Below are 16,984 nucleotides of genomic sequence, written 5' to 3'. Positions count from 1 at the left end.
ACATCAATGAAATCATCATAATCAGTGTGCCAAGACAAACTCCGCGGCTTTACCTGCCCTGTATACTCTCCAACTCCGCCGCCAGGGCTTTCACTTTGTCGGGGTACTGCGCCGCCACGTTGTGTTGTTCGCCGGCATCTGCGGAGAGGTGGTAAAGTTGCGGCCCGGTATCGTTGCCCAGCTCTATGTTCACTTCGCGGGCAACTTTAGCGCCTTTGGAAGGGGAAATATATTTCCAGTCGCCCGAAATGATAGCGAGCGTGCCTGCATGCGTTACCAGGTAGGGCCGGTTCTGCCGGGATCTGCCCAGCAGCTGTTGCAGCATATCAAAGCTGTCGGGCGCTTCATCCGGCTGAATGGTTTGCCCGGTTAATTTAGCAAAAGAAGCAAAGAGATCCACCTGGCTGATAAGCGTATTGGAGGTTTGTTTGCCTTTTACGCCGTCCGGCCATTTAACAATGAAAGGCACCCTGGCGCCGGCTTCAAAGGCGCTGTATTTGCCTCCTCTCAAAGGCCCCGCAGGATGATGGTTGCCCACCAGCTCCACAGCCTGGTCAAGATATCCGTCGTTTAGTACAGGGCCGTTGTCGCTGGAGAAAATGATCATGGTGTTTTTGGTAAGCCCCAGGCTGTCCAGCGCTTTCACGATCTGTCCTACGGTCCAGTCGAGTTGCAGTATAGCGTCTCCTCTCAGGCCCATACCGCTTTTACCCCTGAACATGCTGTTGGGATAACGGGGCACATGGATATCGCCGCTGGCGAAGTAAAGGAAGAAGGGCCGCTGTTTATTGCTGCTGATGAATTGAATGGCTTTGCCGGTGATAATGCCTGCAATGTTCTCATCTTTCCAGCGGGCGCGGTTGCCGCCGCTCATCCATCCGATCCGGCTGATGCTGTCTACAATGGTTTGGTTATGTCCCTGACCGGGAGTGGGATGCATACGCAGCTTTTCCGGGTTCTCCAGGCCGGTAGGGTCATTGCCGGTCTTATGTTTATAATTGACTTCAATAGGATCATTGGGATCGGCATTTACCACGTGGTGATCTTCTACAAATACGCAGGGTACGCGATCCAGTGTGGCGGGCATAATAAAGGAATAGATAAATCCTGCTTCCAGCGGACCGGGGCTGATAGCCTTGTTCCAGTCGATCCCCGCATTGGTGCCCAGGCCCAGGTGCCACTTACCGATAACGGCTGTCTGGTAGCCCGCATCTTTTAACATGCCCGGAAGGGTGCGGTGACCGGTAGGAAGGATCAGTGATGCATCGCCCGGAGCGATGCCGGTGTTCTTCTGCCGCCAGGGATATTTACCTGTTAAGATCCCGAAACGGGAAGGGGTACACGTAGCCGAGGTGGCATAGGCATTGGTAAACCTGACGCCTTGCTGCGCCAGTTGATCGATGTGCGGAGTACGGATCTTTTTCATACCATAACAGCTCACATCACCATAACCAAGATCATCTGCATAAATAATAACGATATTAGGTTTTTGCTGCGCAGATACTGTTAGCGAAAGTAAGCCGCATAAAAAACCTGTACCGATCTTTTGAATAAGTGTAATTTTTTTCATCAGGATGATTGTTCACTTTTAGATCCCTTACTACGGAGGGAAGATGCAGATAAATATAGTTTTTTCCTGTTGAAAGTTGCGTATAAAATCCTTATCCGTTATGCAGGTGCTTCACCGGGTTGGCGCCCACTGCGCGGATCACCTGTATGCCGACAGTAGCCAATGCAATAAGCAGCGTAAAGCTACCGGTGGCAATAAAGATCCATGCGCTGATGCCGGTATGATAGGCAAATCCCTGCAACCATTGATTCATGGCTATCCAGGAAAGGGGAGCGGCAATGATAAAAGCAATGGCCACCAGTTGCAGGAAATCTTTTGAGAACAGTGCCACTATGCTGGTAAGGCCGGCGCCCAGTATTTTCCGGATGCCGATTTCTTTCATGCGCTGATGGGTGGCTATGTGGGCCAGTCCGAACAAGCCTGTGCTGCAAATAAGCACGGATAATAACGCGGCCCATTGGATAACTGCTTTCCAGCGCTGGTCCTGTGCATATTCCCTTGCATTGAGGTCGTTGAGAAAACTGTAGGTGAACGCGGTTTCCGGCAGGGCTTTTTTGTAAGCTTTCGCCAGCGCGGCGAGCGAAGCGGCCTGTCGCCGTGGATCCAGTTTCAGCCACACATTACCGCCAAACCATTTGCTTGTGATCATTACCATGGGTGATATGGGCTCGCGCAGGGAGCCGGTATGAAAATCCTTTACCACGCCGGTGATGGTTCTTAGCTCCTTGTCGAAATATTCATCTGTACGAATACGCGTGCCGATGGGGTTACGCAGTCCGGCGGCCTTTACAAACGCTTCGTTCACTATTACGCCATCCGACCAGCCGGGGCCAAAGTTCTGTCCTTCTTTCAAAGTGATGCCCATTGTAGCCAGGTAGTTGTGATCGATCACCCGGTGTATAGCGGTGATATTTTTCCCGGGGAGATGTACTGCCGAAACACCGCCACGTTCACCACCAAAAGAAAGACCGGTAATACCCGGTTCATTCATCAGTTCATTTTTCAGTACGTCCTGCACCTGTTGCAGGTTGCGGTCGCCGTTGATATGTGTAACCACTACCTGTTCCGGGTGGTAGCCCAGGTCTTTGGACTGTACATAATCCATTTGCCGGTAAAACAGCGTAGTAATAATCAGGAAGAAAACGGCCAGGGAGAACTGTGCAACAATGAGCACGCGCCCCGGCAGGTTATTACCGGTTAAGTGTGTGCGGCCGGAAAATGCCCTGATGGCGCTGAATTTCGCCAGCACATAGGCAGGGTAGGCGCCGGTGAGTATTACGATGAGCAACAGCAATGCAGCTGTTGCCAGCCCGATGAAGGGATGAAGTATAGCTCCGGGAGCAATGGCTTTTTCGGTGAGCGCATTAAATACCGGTAAAGCGGCGGCGGTGAACAGGAGGGCCAGCAAAAGGGCTGCGGCGCACAGCAATGCGGATTCCGCCAGGAACTGGCCGATGATCTGCATACCGCTGCTGCCGTTGATTTTGCGGACGCCTACTTCTTTAATCCGTTTTAATGAGCCGGCCAGTGTGATATTGATAAAGTTGATACCCGCCATCACCAGTATAAATACAGCGATGCCCATAAAGAGCCATGCAAATGCAGGGTTGCTGCCATTTATTACGCCGCCTTCCCTGCTGCCTTCCGGTGAGTACAGCGGGTGCAGGTGAATATCCGTGACCGGTTGCAAACCAAATGTAAGGGCAGGGGCATTGTTCCCTCTGGCATGGGGAGCCTGTACCCGGTTCAGCTGCCGGGTTACGGTAGTTATATCTGCATCCGGCCGGGTTACTACAAATGTGCTGAGATACATGTTGTTCCAGTCGCTGTCGTTAAACGACAGCTGCAGGAACCGGAAGGGGAGCAATACATCAAACTGTATGGAAGAATGCCTGGGCGGGTCTTTCACCACTGCGCTCACCACCAGGGGCTTCCCCAGTTGCCTGGCGGAGGGGTCTGCATCCATCCGGAGCAGTTCACCCACTACATCTGTGCGGTTGAAATATTTAAGGGCGGTGCTTTCTGTAATAACGGCCGATCCTATATCACTGAGGGCGGTAGCGGAATCGCCTTTTAGCAGGGGGAAGGAGAACACCCGGAAAAAGCCGGGGTCCACAAACAGGAGCTGCTGCTTCAGTACTTTATTGCCGGCAATGATATCCCCGTAAATGTCGCCACCCATTACCCTGCTGTAGGCCGTTATTTCCGGTACCTGGGCCTGGAAGGCGGGCCCGTGCGGCTGCCCGGTACTGCCGGTTTGTAACGGCATATTACCTGGCTGGGTAACGGTGGTGGTGATACGATACAGATGCCGGTGCTGTTCATGAAACCTGTCGAAACTGTTTTCATCTTTCCAATATAAAAATGCCAGCAGTACACAGCAGATCCCTATAGCCAGGCCAGTAATATTGATCCCGGCATACAGTTTATTTTTCCTGTGATGACGGAGCGCTATTTTCAAATAGTTAAGAAGCATACAGGAAGATACTCTATTTTACTATTGCTTAACTCCCGGAACGGGCGATGGTTTCCAGCATAAATGCCACCCGTTCCGGTACGGTTGTTTCCGGTAGCTGAACCAGCGCGTATTCCAGCCGGCTATATACTTTTATCATGCTTTCATAAGTAAGCACCGCTTCTTCAAAAGATTGTCTGCGCTCTTTATCCTGTTCATAAATGGACAGCCAGGGAGGCGTAAGGAACACCGTCCGGTTGAACCGGTACAAGGTCGCCGCCTGTTGCATTTCCGCAGGAACGGGTAATCCGCAAAGCTCCAGGTATCCAATGGTATCCGCAATGCCCCTGTCAAAAAATACAGGGCGGCTTTGTTCAGGCTGCATCAGGTAGTCGCGGAGCGACTGCTCAAACATCAGCTGGGCGAATACCTCTCTGTTGGCCCATGGCAACGCCTGTCCGCCTGCAGCTACCTGCTGCCGTATAATATCCCGTCCCGTTTCCGGGACAGTAACGTACCCCTGTTCCCGGAGCTCTTCTATTATAGCGGTTTTACCCATGCCAGGCCCGCCCGTAACAATAAAAAAATGATCTCTTGTAATTTTATTCATCTTCATAAATCAAAAATTAAACAGGCAAATGAAATACCCTCCATAACAGCAGGTAATACCCTCCGGTGCTTTAAAAGTAAAATCACGATAATAGCGTAATCATTAAAATCAGTGAGTCAGACAAACTCCGCGGGAAGGAGGGAGAGGCCGTTAAAAAAAATGCCCGCCAACAGCTGTTATGGAGTATCTTTGCAGCATCTATGCCGCAGGGAGTCAAGGAATTTCTATACCGTTCAGCTGAATATCACTGGAACAACATTGTGAATGTTGGCGTACATCCTGCTATGCCTTATATAGAATCCAGGCGCACAAAGTTATTAAATTTACTCTCATTGCCCTGTATTCCGTTCATGTTTCTTTATTGCGTGTTAAACATGGTACAGGGCCGGCATGTGTTAGCAGCGCTGAATGCCGTCACAACCTGTATCTCTGTATTGGTATTGATCTTCCATAAATACAGGATGTATCTCAGCGCCAGGCTGGTGCTTATCTGCACCAGTATCTTTATCTATACTTTTACCGGTGTCTATTTTCATAACGGCTCGGAATACTTTCTGCTGAACATCCTTTTCATCGTTATATTGATCTATGATAATAAATGGATAGTAGGATCGGTCAGCCTGCTGGTGATCACCGCTTTTATGCTGATCGTATTTATGCCCCGCTCCTGGTACCTGGCGCCGCCGGTACCGGCAGAAAGGATATGGGCGAATGTAGCGGTATCACTGATCTTCATTGTAGTGGCGCTTAGCTTTTTTAAACATATCCAATCGGATTACCAGCGGGAAATTGAGCAACAGCAACAGGCGCTGGTATCCATGAACAAGGATAAGGAAAAACTTTTTTCCATTGTTGCGCACGATATCCGCAGCCCGCTGGCTACACTGGAAAGCCTGCTGGATATGTTCCGCAGGGGACAGTACCCCCGCAATGATATGGAAGAAGCGGCAGATATGCTGTATAAAAAAGTATCGCAGCTGGGTGTTACGCTCGATAATATGCTGCGCTGGAGCACCCGCAGTATGAAGGGCATTCAGACCCGGCCCCGGCATTTTTTACTGGCCCCCGTAGTAACGGAGGTACTGCTTTTTTTTGAAGGGATCATACAGCAAAAACAGATCAGGGTAGATCTGCAGATACCGGTGACTGCAGCTTTGTATGCGGATCGCGACCAGGTGTCGGTGATCCTCCGCAACCTCTTCAGCAATGCGCTGAAATTCAGTTACCCCGGCGGCAATATAGAATTCATCGCAGAAATAACAGATGAAATAGTGATCACCATCACTGACTACGGCATAGGCATGTCTGCCCAGCAGCTCAGCACACTTTTTACCTCCCATCAGCACCCGGGTTATGGTACCGGCGGAGAACGGGGCACAGGTCTTGGCCTGCTGCTTTGCCGGGAGTTTACAGAACAGAACGACGGCGTAATTAAGGTGAAAAGCCATCCGGAGAGCGGTACCAGTTTTACGTTGCATTTCGTGAAGGGCGATTTCTCCCCCGAAGATGATGCCGCTTTCAATTAACTATCAACCCCGCTTTACCTGCGAATAGGGAAAACTAACGGCGCCGCCTGTATGAATACTGCCATCAGGGCGGTGTTGTTCAGGAAGGCCGGCACAGCAGGGCATGCCGGTGAGGAAGCCGCAGCGCTATGTGACTTCCCGCGGTCTTTCAATTAGAATGGATACTGTTAACATCCGCCGTACCCGGGCTCTTTCCCGACCCGTCAGGACACTACAGGACAGTTTATTGGAGGTATTCATTATCTTGTTACACTCCACGTTTTAACTGTTCAATATGAAAAAACACCTTGTTCCCGGTTTATTGCTGCTTGCGGTAACAGCCGCCGGGCAGTCTGCCAAAGGCCCTGCACCGCTGAAGTTTGAAAAACGGCAGGTCGCAGCGGAAAGTTATGAATCAGTAGCCGTAATGGATGTAAATAATGATAAGGTGCCCGACCTGGTATCCGGCGCTTACTGGTATGAAGGCCCCGCTTATTTCAAACGGCATTACATCGGCCCGGTAAAGCAATTCGGCGAATACTGGGACGATTTCTCCACCATTCCTTTTGATGTGAACGGCGATGGGCGGGTGGATTATATCACCGGTGGCTGGTTTGGCAAAACGCTGGTATGGAAAGAGAACCCCGGCAACGATACAGAATGGAAAGAGCATGTGATAGCCACTCCCGGTAATATTGAAACCACCCGCGCCTGGGACCTGGATGGCGACGGTATACCGGAAATCATTCCCAATACGCCCAACGATCCGCTGGTGGTATATCATTATACAAAAGGCAGCGCTACGTTTACAGCGCATAAGGTGCTGGACCGCAAGTCGGGCCATGGCCTCGGCTCCGGGGATATTAACGGCGACGGCCACACTGACCTGGTAGTGCCCGAAGGATGGATAGAGGCGCCCGCTTCGCCCTACAGCGCTGCCTGGACCTTTCACCCGGAGTTTAACCTGGGCACAGCCAGCGTACCGGTAATAGTAGCAGATGTAAATAAAGACGGGCTGCCGGACCTGGTAGCAGGGCAGGGGCACGACTACGGGCTCGACTGGTACCAGCAGGAAAAGGATCCCAAAACAAATAAACGGAAATGGATCAAACACGCCATTGATCCTTTCAATTCACAATATCATACCATGCTGTGGGAAGATATAGATGGAGACGGAGAACCCGAACTGGTAACCGGCAAACGTTACCGTGCGCACAACGATCATGACCCGGGCTCCGATGATCCCTGCGGTATCTACTACTTTAAATGGAACGGCAGCTCCTTCACCAAACAGGTGATCAGCTATGGATCAAAAGGAGCGGGACTGTATTTTGTGACGCACGACCTTACCGGCTCCGGCAGGAAAGATGTGATAGTGGCCGGTAAAGACGGGTTGTTTATATTCTATAATAAAGGAAACAGGTGATATACTGCCTGCTTATTTGCAGGCAGTATCCCGTTTAAAATAACCTATGGGGTGCTATTTAATAAGGGATATTTCCTTTCCTTAATTTAAGTACCACATGTTGGATCTGTGGAAGTAATAACAGCACCACGATGACACAAACCACACCAGCAAGCATCAGGTCATAATAATCACGTATGGCGCGTGCCAGTATCTGCTCCCTTACCAGGTTATTGAGGTAGCCTTCTGAAGCTCCTTTGGCCGTATAGAGATCGCTGCCGGCATTGATGTATTTGTGTTGAAGATCCGTTAGAACAACCGGCAACCGTGGATGAGTCTCCATCAGCGTTTCCCGTACTTTCTCCCTAACCGCAGATTTGGTATATAACTGAAGTTCATTATTGAGCGCTAAACTGGCTGTAAACCCGGTGAACCTCGCAAAAATACCAATAAGTGAGGCGTTTGATGCGATCTTTGGCGGCGCTGCAGATACGGTAAAGGAAACTATCGGAACAAACAATACTCCTGTTGCAATACCATAGATAAACATAGGGAATATAAAATCAGCTGTTTCCCCCTGCACCGAAACAAAAAGGAGCATATAAACATAATACAGCCCCATCATTCCAAAACCTGTAATGATGATCTTAACCAGGTTATAGCCCGTTAGTACGAACCGCGAAATAACAAACATACCGATAACGGTTCCCAGGATGACAGCTATCCATATAGGAATGGTGCTGAGCGGATCATTTCCCAGGATGGCTTCAAGATACCCATATGTAAGCCCGGTACTTCCCTTGAAAATATAGAATGTAAAAAGCATCAGTAAACCTGTAACAAAATTCTTTGTCCTGAAGATATGCAGGTTGATCAATGGCCGCTTCAGTGTTAGCTCCCTGGTTATAAAAAGGAACAGGATCAATATATCACACAGGCTGAGAAAAAGGATCTCAGAACTGCCGTACCATCCCAGTTGCCGTCCGTATACCAGGATGTATCCCAATACCAGGATAAAAGACAGATAGAACAGGTAGCCCAGCCAGTCTACCTGGTAAAGCGGGATCTTTTTAAAGAATCTTGCTTTCCCGTTCATGGTTATCAGCACAATAAATGTTAAGGCTGCCAGCAAAACATTTAAACCATAAAATAACCAGTTGAAATCAAAGAAATGAAGCATGGCACTGCTGTAAATGGAATAAAAAGGTACAGATATCTGTATCCCCGCGTAAAGTATGGTATAGCCTATAACCCTTGCCCGTGTGGAGTGTAAACGCGGGAAAATCAGGTTCAATACAATACCGGACATAAGTGCGCAGGTAATTCCCTGTACAAACTCGCACATCATTAAAAGCGTCCAGCTCCTGGTATGGAAACAGAGCAAAGAGCAGACGGCATTGGTGGCAAGTGCAATCAACAGGTATTTACGTGGAGGAAAATATTTCAGGATGCGGGCATCAAGCGCCAGGAAAGCAACCGTTGAGCCGTAAATAACCACCATAGCATATTGTACATCAGTAGCAGCTACACCGTAGAAACCCATCATGGCTACCGGGCTGCTAAACAGGGCAAAACTGAACAGGCAGGTCATCAGTATGAAAAATATAACCGATCTGGCCAGCCATTCGGGCACCCAGGAGTTGAAAACAGGAATTTTATGTGTTTGCATTATCAATCTTTTATTACATAAACATTGGCATTCATGCCGGCCGACAGCTTAGCAAGTTTTTCAGGTGTATCGGTCAGTTTGATGCGAACAGGGATGCGTTGTATGATTTTAACAAAATTACCTGTGGCATTATCAGGCGGCAGGAGCGAATAACGGGAACCGGTGGTGGGAGAAAGGGATTCAATCAATCCATTGAACTTTTCACCCGGAAATGCATCTACTTCAACAGCTACTTTCTGACCTGATCTGAAGGTACTGATCTGTGTTTCTTTGAAGTTGGCAATGGCCCATTTTTCTTCTGATCTGTTCACTAAAAAAGCCAGTGTTTGCCCGGGTTGTATCAATTGTCCCTCCTGGATGGTCTTTTTACCCACTTGTCCGTCAAACGGCGCTGTGATCACCGTATATTTAATATCCAGTTCCTGTCTTCCGAGCAAAGCTTCCTTGATCCTGATTTCCGCATCTATAGCAGAACGTTGCGCCCTGATGTCGTTCAGCCTGGATTCAGCTACCCGTAAGGAGGCTTCCGTTTGTTCATAGTCGGATTGGGAGATGGCCAGCAATGAACTTACGTTATCAAATTTTTGTTGCGTCGCCGACTCGCCGGCCAGAAGATTTTTGTAGCGCTCGTATTCTTTCCGCTGTTGATCCAGTTTTGCCTTTGCACCCGACAGTTGTGCTTTGATAACTGCAATGCTTTTGATCTGCGTTTCCTCACTGGCCGCCAGGATGGGTAATTTCGCGCCTGAGCTCTTCAGTTCTGCCGATGCAGCGTCTCTTTTCAGTTTGTATTCATCAGGTTCTATAACAACAAGCGTATCGCCCTTTTTAACCTGCTGATTGTCCTGGTAATAAATTTTACTGATGTAACCACCTACTTTCGCGTTTACAGGCGACAGGTAAGCATCTATTTGTGCATCATTAGTTTGTTCATACCGGTATTCTCTGAAGAAATATACGCCTCCCCATATAATGAATGCGACCAATAAGGCGATTCCCAGGTATTTGGTGATGACTACGATCATTCTATCTGTTTTATTGCTATTCATAGTTTTTATATTAAAGTATTCCTGTTATTGCCAATAGCCTGATATGACTCAGTTTTACATTCACCTGTGCGGTAGTTAAATTGAATTTTGCTTCAAGAAGCTCATTTTCCGCATCCAGAAGATCGGTCAGAAGTGACTCCTGGTTCAGGTAACTGTTCCTGATCACCCTGACCGTTTCAATGCTCATTGCTATATTTTTTTCTGCCGTTGCTACACTTTCCAAAGCCTGTTGCTGCTGCAGGTAAGCTTCATTTACCTGTATGGCGATCTCATCTTTCTTTATACCGGCCTTTTCTTTTGCCTCTTCTTTTATAACTTTTGCATGGGCTATAGAATGTTTGCTTCTGTATAGGTTATCAATAGAGAACTGTACCCTGACTCCTGTTTGCCCAAATCCCCATAAGTCGTTGGAGTAAGGATAGAAGGATATCTGAGGATAGGTATAATTGTAATTGGAATACAATGAAACGCTGGGAAGCAAAGTGGATTTTACCTGTTTGATATTCAGGTCACTTAACCTGATATCACTGTTTACGATCCTGTACGAAGGAGATTGATTCAGCGCTATGTCTAAATAGTCGCCGTACCCGGCGTCTTTCGCGGTATCCGGGCTGAAGCTGTCCTGGTAAGGGATATCCAGCAATTGCTCACTATTACGCCCCATAAGTATATTCAGCTTTTGTTTGATGTTATCAATTTTCTTTTGAACATCTGAGAGGCTTAGTTCCAGCTGCGATAGCTTAACCGAAGTCCTTAATACATCACTTTTCATCGCAATGCCATTCTTATGCAGGTTTTCTATCAGCGCTATCTGCTTTTTTTCTGCGGAAATTTCCGTGGAAATAAAATCCCGGAAATGAAGGAACTTATACAGGTCGAAATAGGCAACAGCGGCATTATATTTTACATTGCTCTTTTGCAGATCAAATTCATATTGTTTGCGTGTTTCCTCTTCCTGCCTGATCCTGATATTTCTCCGGTCTTTTCCCCCGTTAAAGAGATTAACATTAAAATTATAGCCAACGCCATATCCATAACCGGAAACAGGTACGTTCTGCGGGGAAGAGAACAGGCCGTTGTTGTAAATAAGGAATTTTGAGTTAAGCTTTAAATCTCCTCCTGCATGCAGTTCCGGCAAAAGATGATCTTTTGCTTCAAGCACGCTTATTTTACTTTCTGCAACATATAAAAGGGAGAGTTTTAATTGACGGTTACCAGCTGTCACAGTTTTCCAGATCTCCTCCAAAGTAAATACCTGTGCAGTATCCGGTAGCTGGGCTTCGACAGGTTGCACGGATATAAATGTGATGATCGATAAATTTAATATTGATTTACAGAGATTCATTTAGTTGTGTTTTGGTAAGTATTTTTATGTTTTGATATGCCGGGGAACAGGCCTTTTACCATCTTTATTAACTCATCCATGGCAAAGGAGAGGTCAACCACCGGTATAAAAGGATTGGAATATGCGGAAAGGATATAAAAGTCTGGTGTATTGAATTCGTTTGCTGATGGTGGTGTTTTATCATCATGATCTTTACGGTGCTTATTAAGCGCCGTGCTGTTTTGCTTACTTGTTTTCTGTTTCATAATGAGCGTTGTTAATATTTTCATCACAAAACTATTCTTATAGCCAGCCTGTCATTTTATATAATAAGCCTATTTTTTGTTATTTTTGGCCATATGAAACTTCTTAAGCGGGTGATCGCCAGCGTTGACCAGTATCCTGAATCGATTTTGGTGGTACGGCAACAAACAGAACAGCGGCTGCCATCGCACCAACACGATAAAGCCCAGTTATTACTGGTGTTTGGGGGTATTGCCTACCTGCAAACAAGAGAAAGGGATTTCTATATTCCGTCCAGCCATTATCTCTGGATCCCGAAAAATTATCCTCATAACCTGATGTTTAATACACAGGATCTGCATATCATTAATATTTATTTCCCGGGAAAAAGTTTGGGTGGCTTCTATGATGAAATGGGCATTTACCCGGTCAGTAAACTGCTTTCTGAAATGTTATCCTTCAGTGAAAAATGGCAGGGCAATTATTTTAAGGGATCATGGGAATACAGGTTTTTAAATACCCTGAAGCATCTTCTTCCCAAAGAGGATCTTAAAAAATTCTCAATTCAGCTGCCTACTACAGACGATCAGCGGCTCAATACTATTTTAGATCGTTTAAGGACCACCCTGAACGAAAACATTACTTTGGAAGAAACAGCAAAACAATCCGGGATCAGTGTCAGGAGTCTGACCAGGCTATTCCAGACAAAACTCCGGATAACATTTATCCAGTATGTAAAAATGCTCAGGATTATCCGGGCAATTGAACTGATTAAAGATGGCAATCTGAATATGACGGATATTGCCTATGAGGTGGGGTATTCCAATATATCTGCTTTTAGCAATAACTTTCAGCAACTGACCAACATGAGGCCAACTGAATTCAAAGCCATGTCTTCAAAATAGATACAAGGTTCCCGACCCGGACAGGGCCGGGCAGGAGAAATAACATGTTCGGGAAATTAATCATATTTATCCTGTAGCAACAGGTCATGAATTATTTTTCGCCAGCCAGGTCTCTATGGCGGCGCCTATAGCGGCAGTAAGGGTGGTTTCATTATCCTTGCCCTGCTCAAACCAGTGGTTAGCCCCTTCATTGTCCTGCCGCTTTTCCAGGTAAATTGTTTTTTCAGGAAGACGAACAATAAATACATCTTCATCCCGGCGAGTAACCCCTGTTTCATGATTGTTGAGTTGTATGCTGAAGCTGTCCATAGTTACAAAGTTTATTTTTTGGGGTACAATCATTATGCCTCATGTGTGCCGGTTGGTCCTTTTTTTGTTTCTTCGCAGTTGAGTCCTCTTTATTCTATTAAACAAGACCAACAAAATGTGCGTATGATCATTAAAGAGTTACCTGTTGTCATTGAAACCCCAAAAGGGAGTAGTGAAAAATACGATTATGACCCTGTATCCCGGTTCTTTGTGCTCAATAAAATATTGCCTGCCGGTATGGCTTTTCCCTATGATTTTGGTTTTATCCTTGGAACCAGGGGAGCAGATGGAGATCCGCTGGATGTGATGGTGATCTCTGAATTCAAAAGCTTTCCCGGCTGCCTGATCAAATGCCGTTTGCTGGGCGCTATAAAAGCCGAGCAAAAGGAAAGGGATGGCACAGTGGTACGGAACGACCGCTACATAGCGGTGCCCGTAGTATCAAAAGTGTTTAAGGGAATAGATGCAGTGGCCGCCCAAACCATCCGGGAAATAGAACACTTCTTTATTTCTTATAATGAGCAGGAAGGGAAACAGTTCACCCCGTTGGGATATATAGAAGCAGCTCCTGCCTATGAACAGATAAAATTTCCTGAGAAATGAATACCCTGGCTACGCTGTGGGGCCAAGGCGATCAGCTGGACATTCTGCAGATGTGTGTGAGGGCGGTGGTCATGTATTTTGTTGCCCTGGTCCTCATCCGGCTGGGCGGCATGCGTATTTTTGGGAAAAAGTCTGCTTTCGACACGATTATTGTAATTATAATGGGAGCAGTACTGGCCAGGGTAATTGTGGGCGCTTCGCCGTTTAAAGGAACTGTAGCTGCTGCCTCCATTATGGTGGCTATTAACAAGGCCCTGGCCTGGATGTCTTTGAAAAGCAGTACTGTTAATCGCCTGGTGAAAGGAAAGCCCCTGCTGTTGTACGATGCGGGGGAAATTAAATGGGAAAACATGAACAAGGCCTGCCTTAGCGAATCCGACCTGATGGAAAGCCTCAGGCTGGAAACACTGAAGGGCTCGCTGGCAGAAGTAGCGCAGGCGTACATGGAAACAAACGGAAGAATAAGTTTCATATTGAAACGGGAGTAAATGAAAACTGTGCATTTTATTACACGCTTTTTATAGTTGGTTGTGGAATTTTAATGGCATCCCTTTAGCAAGGATCAACCAGTATTTTTTTAGGATCTTATATTTTATACCATGATGAATGCCCCCACAAAGGCAAAATTGAGTGAACCGGCCGCCGCGTTAAATGGGTTTCCTCCCGGCGGGGAAACAGGTGAACTGATCCGTTCTTTTAATTGGGCCGCTACACCACTGGGGCCTGCGGACCAGTGGTCGCAAAGTTTAAAGACCTGTGTTCAAATTTTACTTTCTTCCGCACACCCTATGCTGTTATGCTGGGGAAACGAAAGTATTCTTATATATAATGATGCATGCAGGGAACTGCTTGGCAATCAGCATCCCTTGTCCATGGGACAACCTGCCGTAATGGTATGGCCAGCCCTGTGGTCGGCCGCCCAGCCTTCCCCGGAAGGTGCTCCCGCAAATGTTCCGCAGCTGCAGCTGTTGCAGCCCGACGGCAGCAGCTGCAGCTTCAACGGCAGCCCCGTAAAGGATGATACCGGCGATACAGGGCTCCTGTTCATGGGCGCCACACAGCATAACGGGAACGCCCCCTTGTTTGTTAAAACAGACCTTGCCGCTTTCACCAGGGAATTACTGGAACAACTGGACCCGGTGATCCGCGAATCAGGGTTGACCCTTGTAATTAACCTGGATACACTTCCGGAAGATATATATATAGACAGGGACATCTGGGAGCAGATCGTATTGTCGCTGCTTACTAACGCCCTCAGCTATACGCTGCAGGGAGGCGTGGCGGTAAGGCTTACCCGGGAGGGCAACCGTGTAATGCTTTCCGTTGCAGACACCGGCATCGGTATTACACCCGGACTGTTATCAGAGATCCGGACGACATTGCAGGAAGCAGTCCGTCACCGTCGTGGATTAAACCAGGTAAACGAAGGCTTATCGATTCATGGCGGCGAGCTGCATATAGACAGCATCCCCGCCCAGGGTACCACCTGTACTGTATCCATACCCGTAGGCTATGCCCACTTACCTGCAGCTCAAATCCTTCATAATCCGGTCCCCGTACATAAAGCTTATCATGGTTACCTGCCCGGCATGGCCGCCGATATCAGGAGGTGCCGGGAAAAGCTTCGCCTGCAGCACGCAGGAACGCATTACCGGCAGTTGCTGGAAGCATTACCTGCAGCAGTATACACCTGCGATAAGGAAGGACGGGTACTCCTCTTTAATAATGCAGCCGTTAATTTATGGGGCAGAACCCCCGTGGCGGGATCCGATATGTGGTGTGGCTCCTGGAAAATATTTGAGACCGACGGTGTTACGCCCGTGGAACTGGATAGCTGCCCCATGGCGGAAGCCATTAAAGGCGGTATGCCGGTGAGGGGAAAAGTGATCATGGTGGAAAGGCCCGATGGCACCCGGCGGCTGGTACAGCCATACCCCGATCCGCTCTTCGACAGCGCCGGCAACCTGGAAGGCGCAGTGAATATGCTGGTGGATATCACCGATCAAAAGAACGCGGAAGAGCACATATTCCGGCTGGCTGCTATCGTGGAATCTTCCGACGACGCCATTATCAGTAAAACGCTGGAAGGCATCATTACCAGCTGGAACCCGGCTGCGGAGCGGCTGTTCGGATATAAGGCCGAAGAAGTGAAAGGAAAGCCCATTACCATTATCATTCCTGAAGACAGGCTGGAGGAAGAGCCAAAGATCATTGAACAACTCCGCGCAGGAAAAAGGGTAGAGCATTTTGAAACAAAGCGCCGCAGAAAAGATGGAGAACTGATCGACATCTCCCTTACTATATCCCCCATAAAAGATATACACGGAAATGTGATCGGCGCATCAAAAATAGCCCGGGATATTTCCCAGCAACAGAAAATGTTCCTGGCGCTCCAGGCAAGCGAAGCCCAGTACATGCAACTGGCGGTACGGTTGGAAGCCATGGTGGAACAGCGTACCAAAGAGCTGGTGGAGGCAAATTACTATCTCGAAAAGTCAAACAGGGAACTGGAACAGTTTGCCTATGTAACCAGCCATGATCTGCAGGAACCTCTCCGCAAGATCCACACCTTTGCCGGCATGTTGTACAACGTGAATAAAGATATTCTTTCTGATACCTCGAGGATGTATCTTGATAAAGTGATGCACAGCGCCAAACGTATGTCAATGCTTATCAGCGAACTGCTGGATTACTCGCGCCTGATTCACGTAAAGGATCCTTTTGTGGAAACAGATCTTAACGAGATCCTGAAGAATGTATTAACAGATTTTGAAGTGCTGATTGACAGGCAGGAGGTAACCATTGCTGCAGAAGAGCTGCCCAGGCTTGCTGTAAGCCCCCTGCAAATGAACCAGCTGTTTCACAACCTCATAGGCAACGCCATCAAGTTTGTATCGCCCGCAAGAAAACCGCTGATCCGTATCTATGCAACACCCCTGAGCCATGAAGAAGTGCTTGCGCTTCCCGGCCTCGACAGCACACTGAACTACTGCGCTATCATTGTATCGGATAATGGTATCGGGTTCGACCAGGTATATGCGGAAAAGATCTTCCAGATCTTCCAGCGCCTGAACGATCGTACTACATATGAAGGAACAGGAATAGGACTGGCCCTGTGTAATAAAATTGCCCTCAATCATAAGGGAGGAATATACGCTACCGGTGTACCGGATGCAGGAGCTGTTTTTAAAGTAGTGCTGCCTGCATAGGAAGTGTTGTGATTTTGTTAATTGTGTTTGTTTTCCGGAGAATGCCGCATTAATCCCGGCGGCTGATTTTTTCCGGAACATTTCCTGCTGTACTTTTGCAGCAGTTACAACTTTTCTTTTTCCTCGTT

General features: G+C 47.7%; 14 protein-coding genes. 6 read left to right on the top strand and 8 right to left on the bottom strand.

Annotation, left to right across the window (positions count from 1 at the left end; translation table 11 throughout):
- Positions 1-49: 49 nt before the first annotated feature.
- The 3 genes from ABIE50_RS21685 to ABIE50_RS21675 all read right to left on the bottom strand — a co-directional run bounded on the left by ABIE50_RS21685 (position 50) and on the right by ABIE50_RS21675 (position 4,641).
- The gene (locus tag ABIE50_RS21685) at positions 50-1,570 is read right to left on the bottom strand and encodes a sulfatase family protein (RefSeq protein WP_209859738.1); all 1,521 of its coding nucleotides are present in this window, start codon (positions 1,568-1,570) and stop codon (positions 50-52) included.
- A 91-nt stretch (positions 1,571-1,661) separates the two neighbouring features.
- The gene (locus tag ABIE50_RS21680; protein ID WP_209859746.1) at positions 1,662-4,046 is read right to left on the bottom strand and encodes an ABC transporter permease; all 2,385 of its coding nucleotides are present in this window, start codon (positions 4,044-4,046) and stop codon (positions 1,662-1,664) included.
- Between the two features lie 28 nt (positions 4,047-4,074).
- Positions 4,075-4,641, bottom strand: coding sequence for an AAA family ATPase (locus ABIE50_RS21675; RefSeq protein WP_209859748.1), 567 nt, complete (start codon positions 4,639-4,641; stop codon positions 4,075-4,077).
- Positions 4,642-5,009: 368 nt separating this feature from the next.
- Here ABIE50_RS21675 and ABIE50_RS21670 point away from each other — a divergent pair, with 368 nt between their 5' ends.
- On the top strand, positions 5,010-6,161 hold the full coding sequence (locus ABIE50_RS21670) for a sensor histidine kinase (protein WP_209859750.1): 1,152 nt from the start codon (positions 5,010-5,012) through the stop codon (positions 6,159-6,161).
- Between the two features lie 274 nt (positions 6,162-6,435).
- Positions 6,436-7,566 carry an FG-GAP-like repeat-containing protein gene (locus tag ABIE50_RS21665; protein WP_209859752.1) on the top strand — a complete coding sequence of 377 codons (1,131 nt, stop codon included), beginning with the start codon at positions 6,436-6,438 and terminating at the stop codon, positions 7,564-7,566.
- Between the two features lie 58 nt (positions 7,567-7,624).
- Here ABIE50_RS21665 and ABIE50_RS21660 read toward each other — a convergent pair whose 3' ends face one another.
- Genes ABIE50_RS21660 through ABIE50_RS21645 form a run of 4 tightly spaced genes read right to left on the bottom strand, consistent with a single transcriptional unit; the run spans position 7,625 to position 11,853 of the window.
- Entirely contained in the window at positions 7,625-9,214 is a 1,590-nt protein-coding gene (locus ABIE50_RS21660; protein WP_209859754.1) for an MFS transporter, read from the bottom strand.
- Positions 9,215-9,216: 2 nt separating this feature from the next.
- Entirely contained in the window at positions 9,217-10,239 is a 1,023-nt protein-coding gene (locus tag ABIE50_RS21655; RefSeq protein WP_354028115.1) for an HlyD family secretion protein, read from the bottom strand.
- A gap of 34 nt (positions 10,240-10,273) precedes the next feature.
- The gene (locus ABIE50_RS21650) at positions 10,274-11,608 is read right to left on the bottom strand and encodes a TolC family protein (protein ID WP_209859758.1); all 1,335 of its coding nucleotides are present in this window, start codon (positions 11,606-11,608) and stop codon (positions 10,274-10,276) included.
- Positions 11,605-11,853, bottom strand: coding sequence for a hypothetical protein (locus ABIE50_RS21645; RefSeq protein WP_209859760.1), 249 nt, complete (start codon positions 11,851-11,853; stop codon positions 11,605-11,607). The genes ABIE50_RS21650 and ABIE50_RS21645 overlap by 4 nt, the downstream gene beginning before the upstream one ends.
- Positions 11,854-11,946: 93 nt before the next feature.
- Between ABIE50_RS21645 and ABIE50_RS21640 the strand changes: the two genes are divergently transcribed.
- Positions 11,947-12,735 (top strand): helix-turn-helix transcriptional regulator, encoded by a 789-nt coding sequence (locus tag ABIE50_RS21640; protein WP_209859761.1) that lies wholly within the window; start codon positions 11,947-11,949, stop codon positions 12,733-12,735.
- Positions 12,736-12,819: 84 nt separating this feature from the next.
- On the opposite strand, the gene ABIE50_RS21635 is transcribed toward ABIE50_RS21640, so the two are convergent.
- Positions 12,820-13,044, bottom strand: a complete 225-nt coding sequence (locus ABIE50_RS21635) for a hypothetical protein (protein WP_142688450.1) — start codon at positions 13,042-13,044, stop codon at positions 12,820-12,822.
- Positions 13,045-13,167: 123 nt separating this feature from the next.
- On the opposite strand from ABIE50_RS21635, the gene ABIE50_RS21630 reads away from it, so the two are divergent.
- The 3 genes from ABIE50_RS21630 (at position 13,168) to ABIE50_RS21620 (ending at position 16,856) form a co-directional block, all read left to right on the top strand.
- Positions 13,168-13,647: an inorganic diphosphatase gene (locus tag ABIE50_RS21630; protein WP_209859763.1), complete on the top strand. Its 480-nt coding sequence runs from the start codon at positions 13,168-13,170 to the stop codon at positions 13,645-13,647.
- Positions 13,644-14,135 (top strand): DUF421 domain-containing protein, encoded by a 492-nt coding sequence (locus ABIE50_RS21625; RefSeq protein WP_209859765.1) that lies wholly within the window; start codon positions 13,644-13,646, stop codon positions 14,133-14,135. The genes ABIE50_RS21630 and ABIE50_RS21625 overlap by 4 nt, the downstream gene beginning before the upstream one ends.
- A 111-nt stretch (positions 14,136-14,246) precedes the next feature.
- Positions 14,247-16,856, top strand: a complete 2,610-nt coding sequence (locus ABIE50_RS21620) for a PAS domain S-box protein (RefSeq protein ID WP_209859767.1) — start codon at positions 14,247-14,249, stop codon at positions 16,854-16,856.
- Positions 16,857-16,984 lie beyond the last annotated feature (128 nt).

The organism is Chitinophaga sp. OAE865 (assembly GCF_040546735.1).
Lineage (GTDB): Bacteria > Bacteroidota > Bacteroidia > Chitinophagales > Chitinophagaceae > Chitinophaga > Chitinophaga polysaccharea_A.
This window is presented reverse-complemented; position numbering and strand designations above follow the sequence as displayed.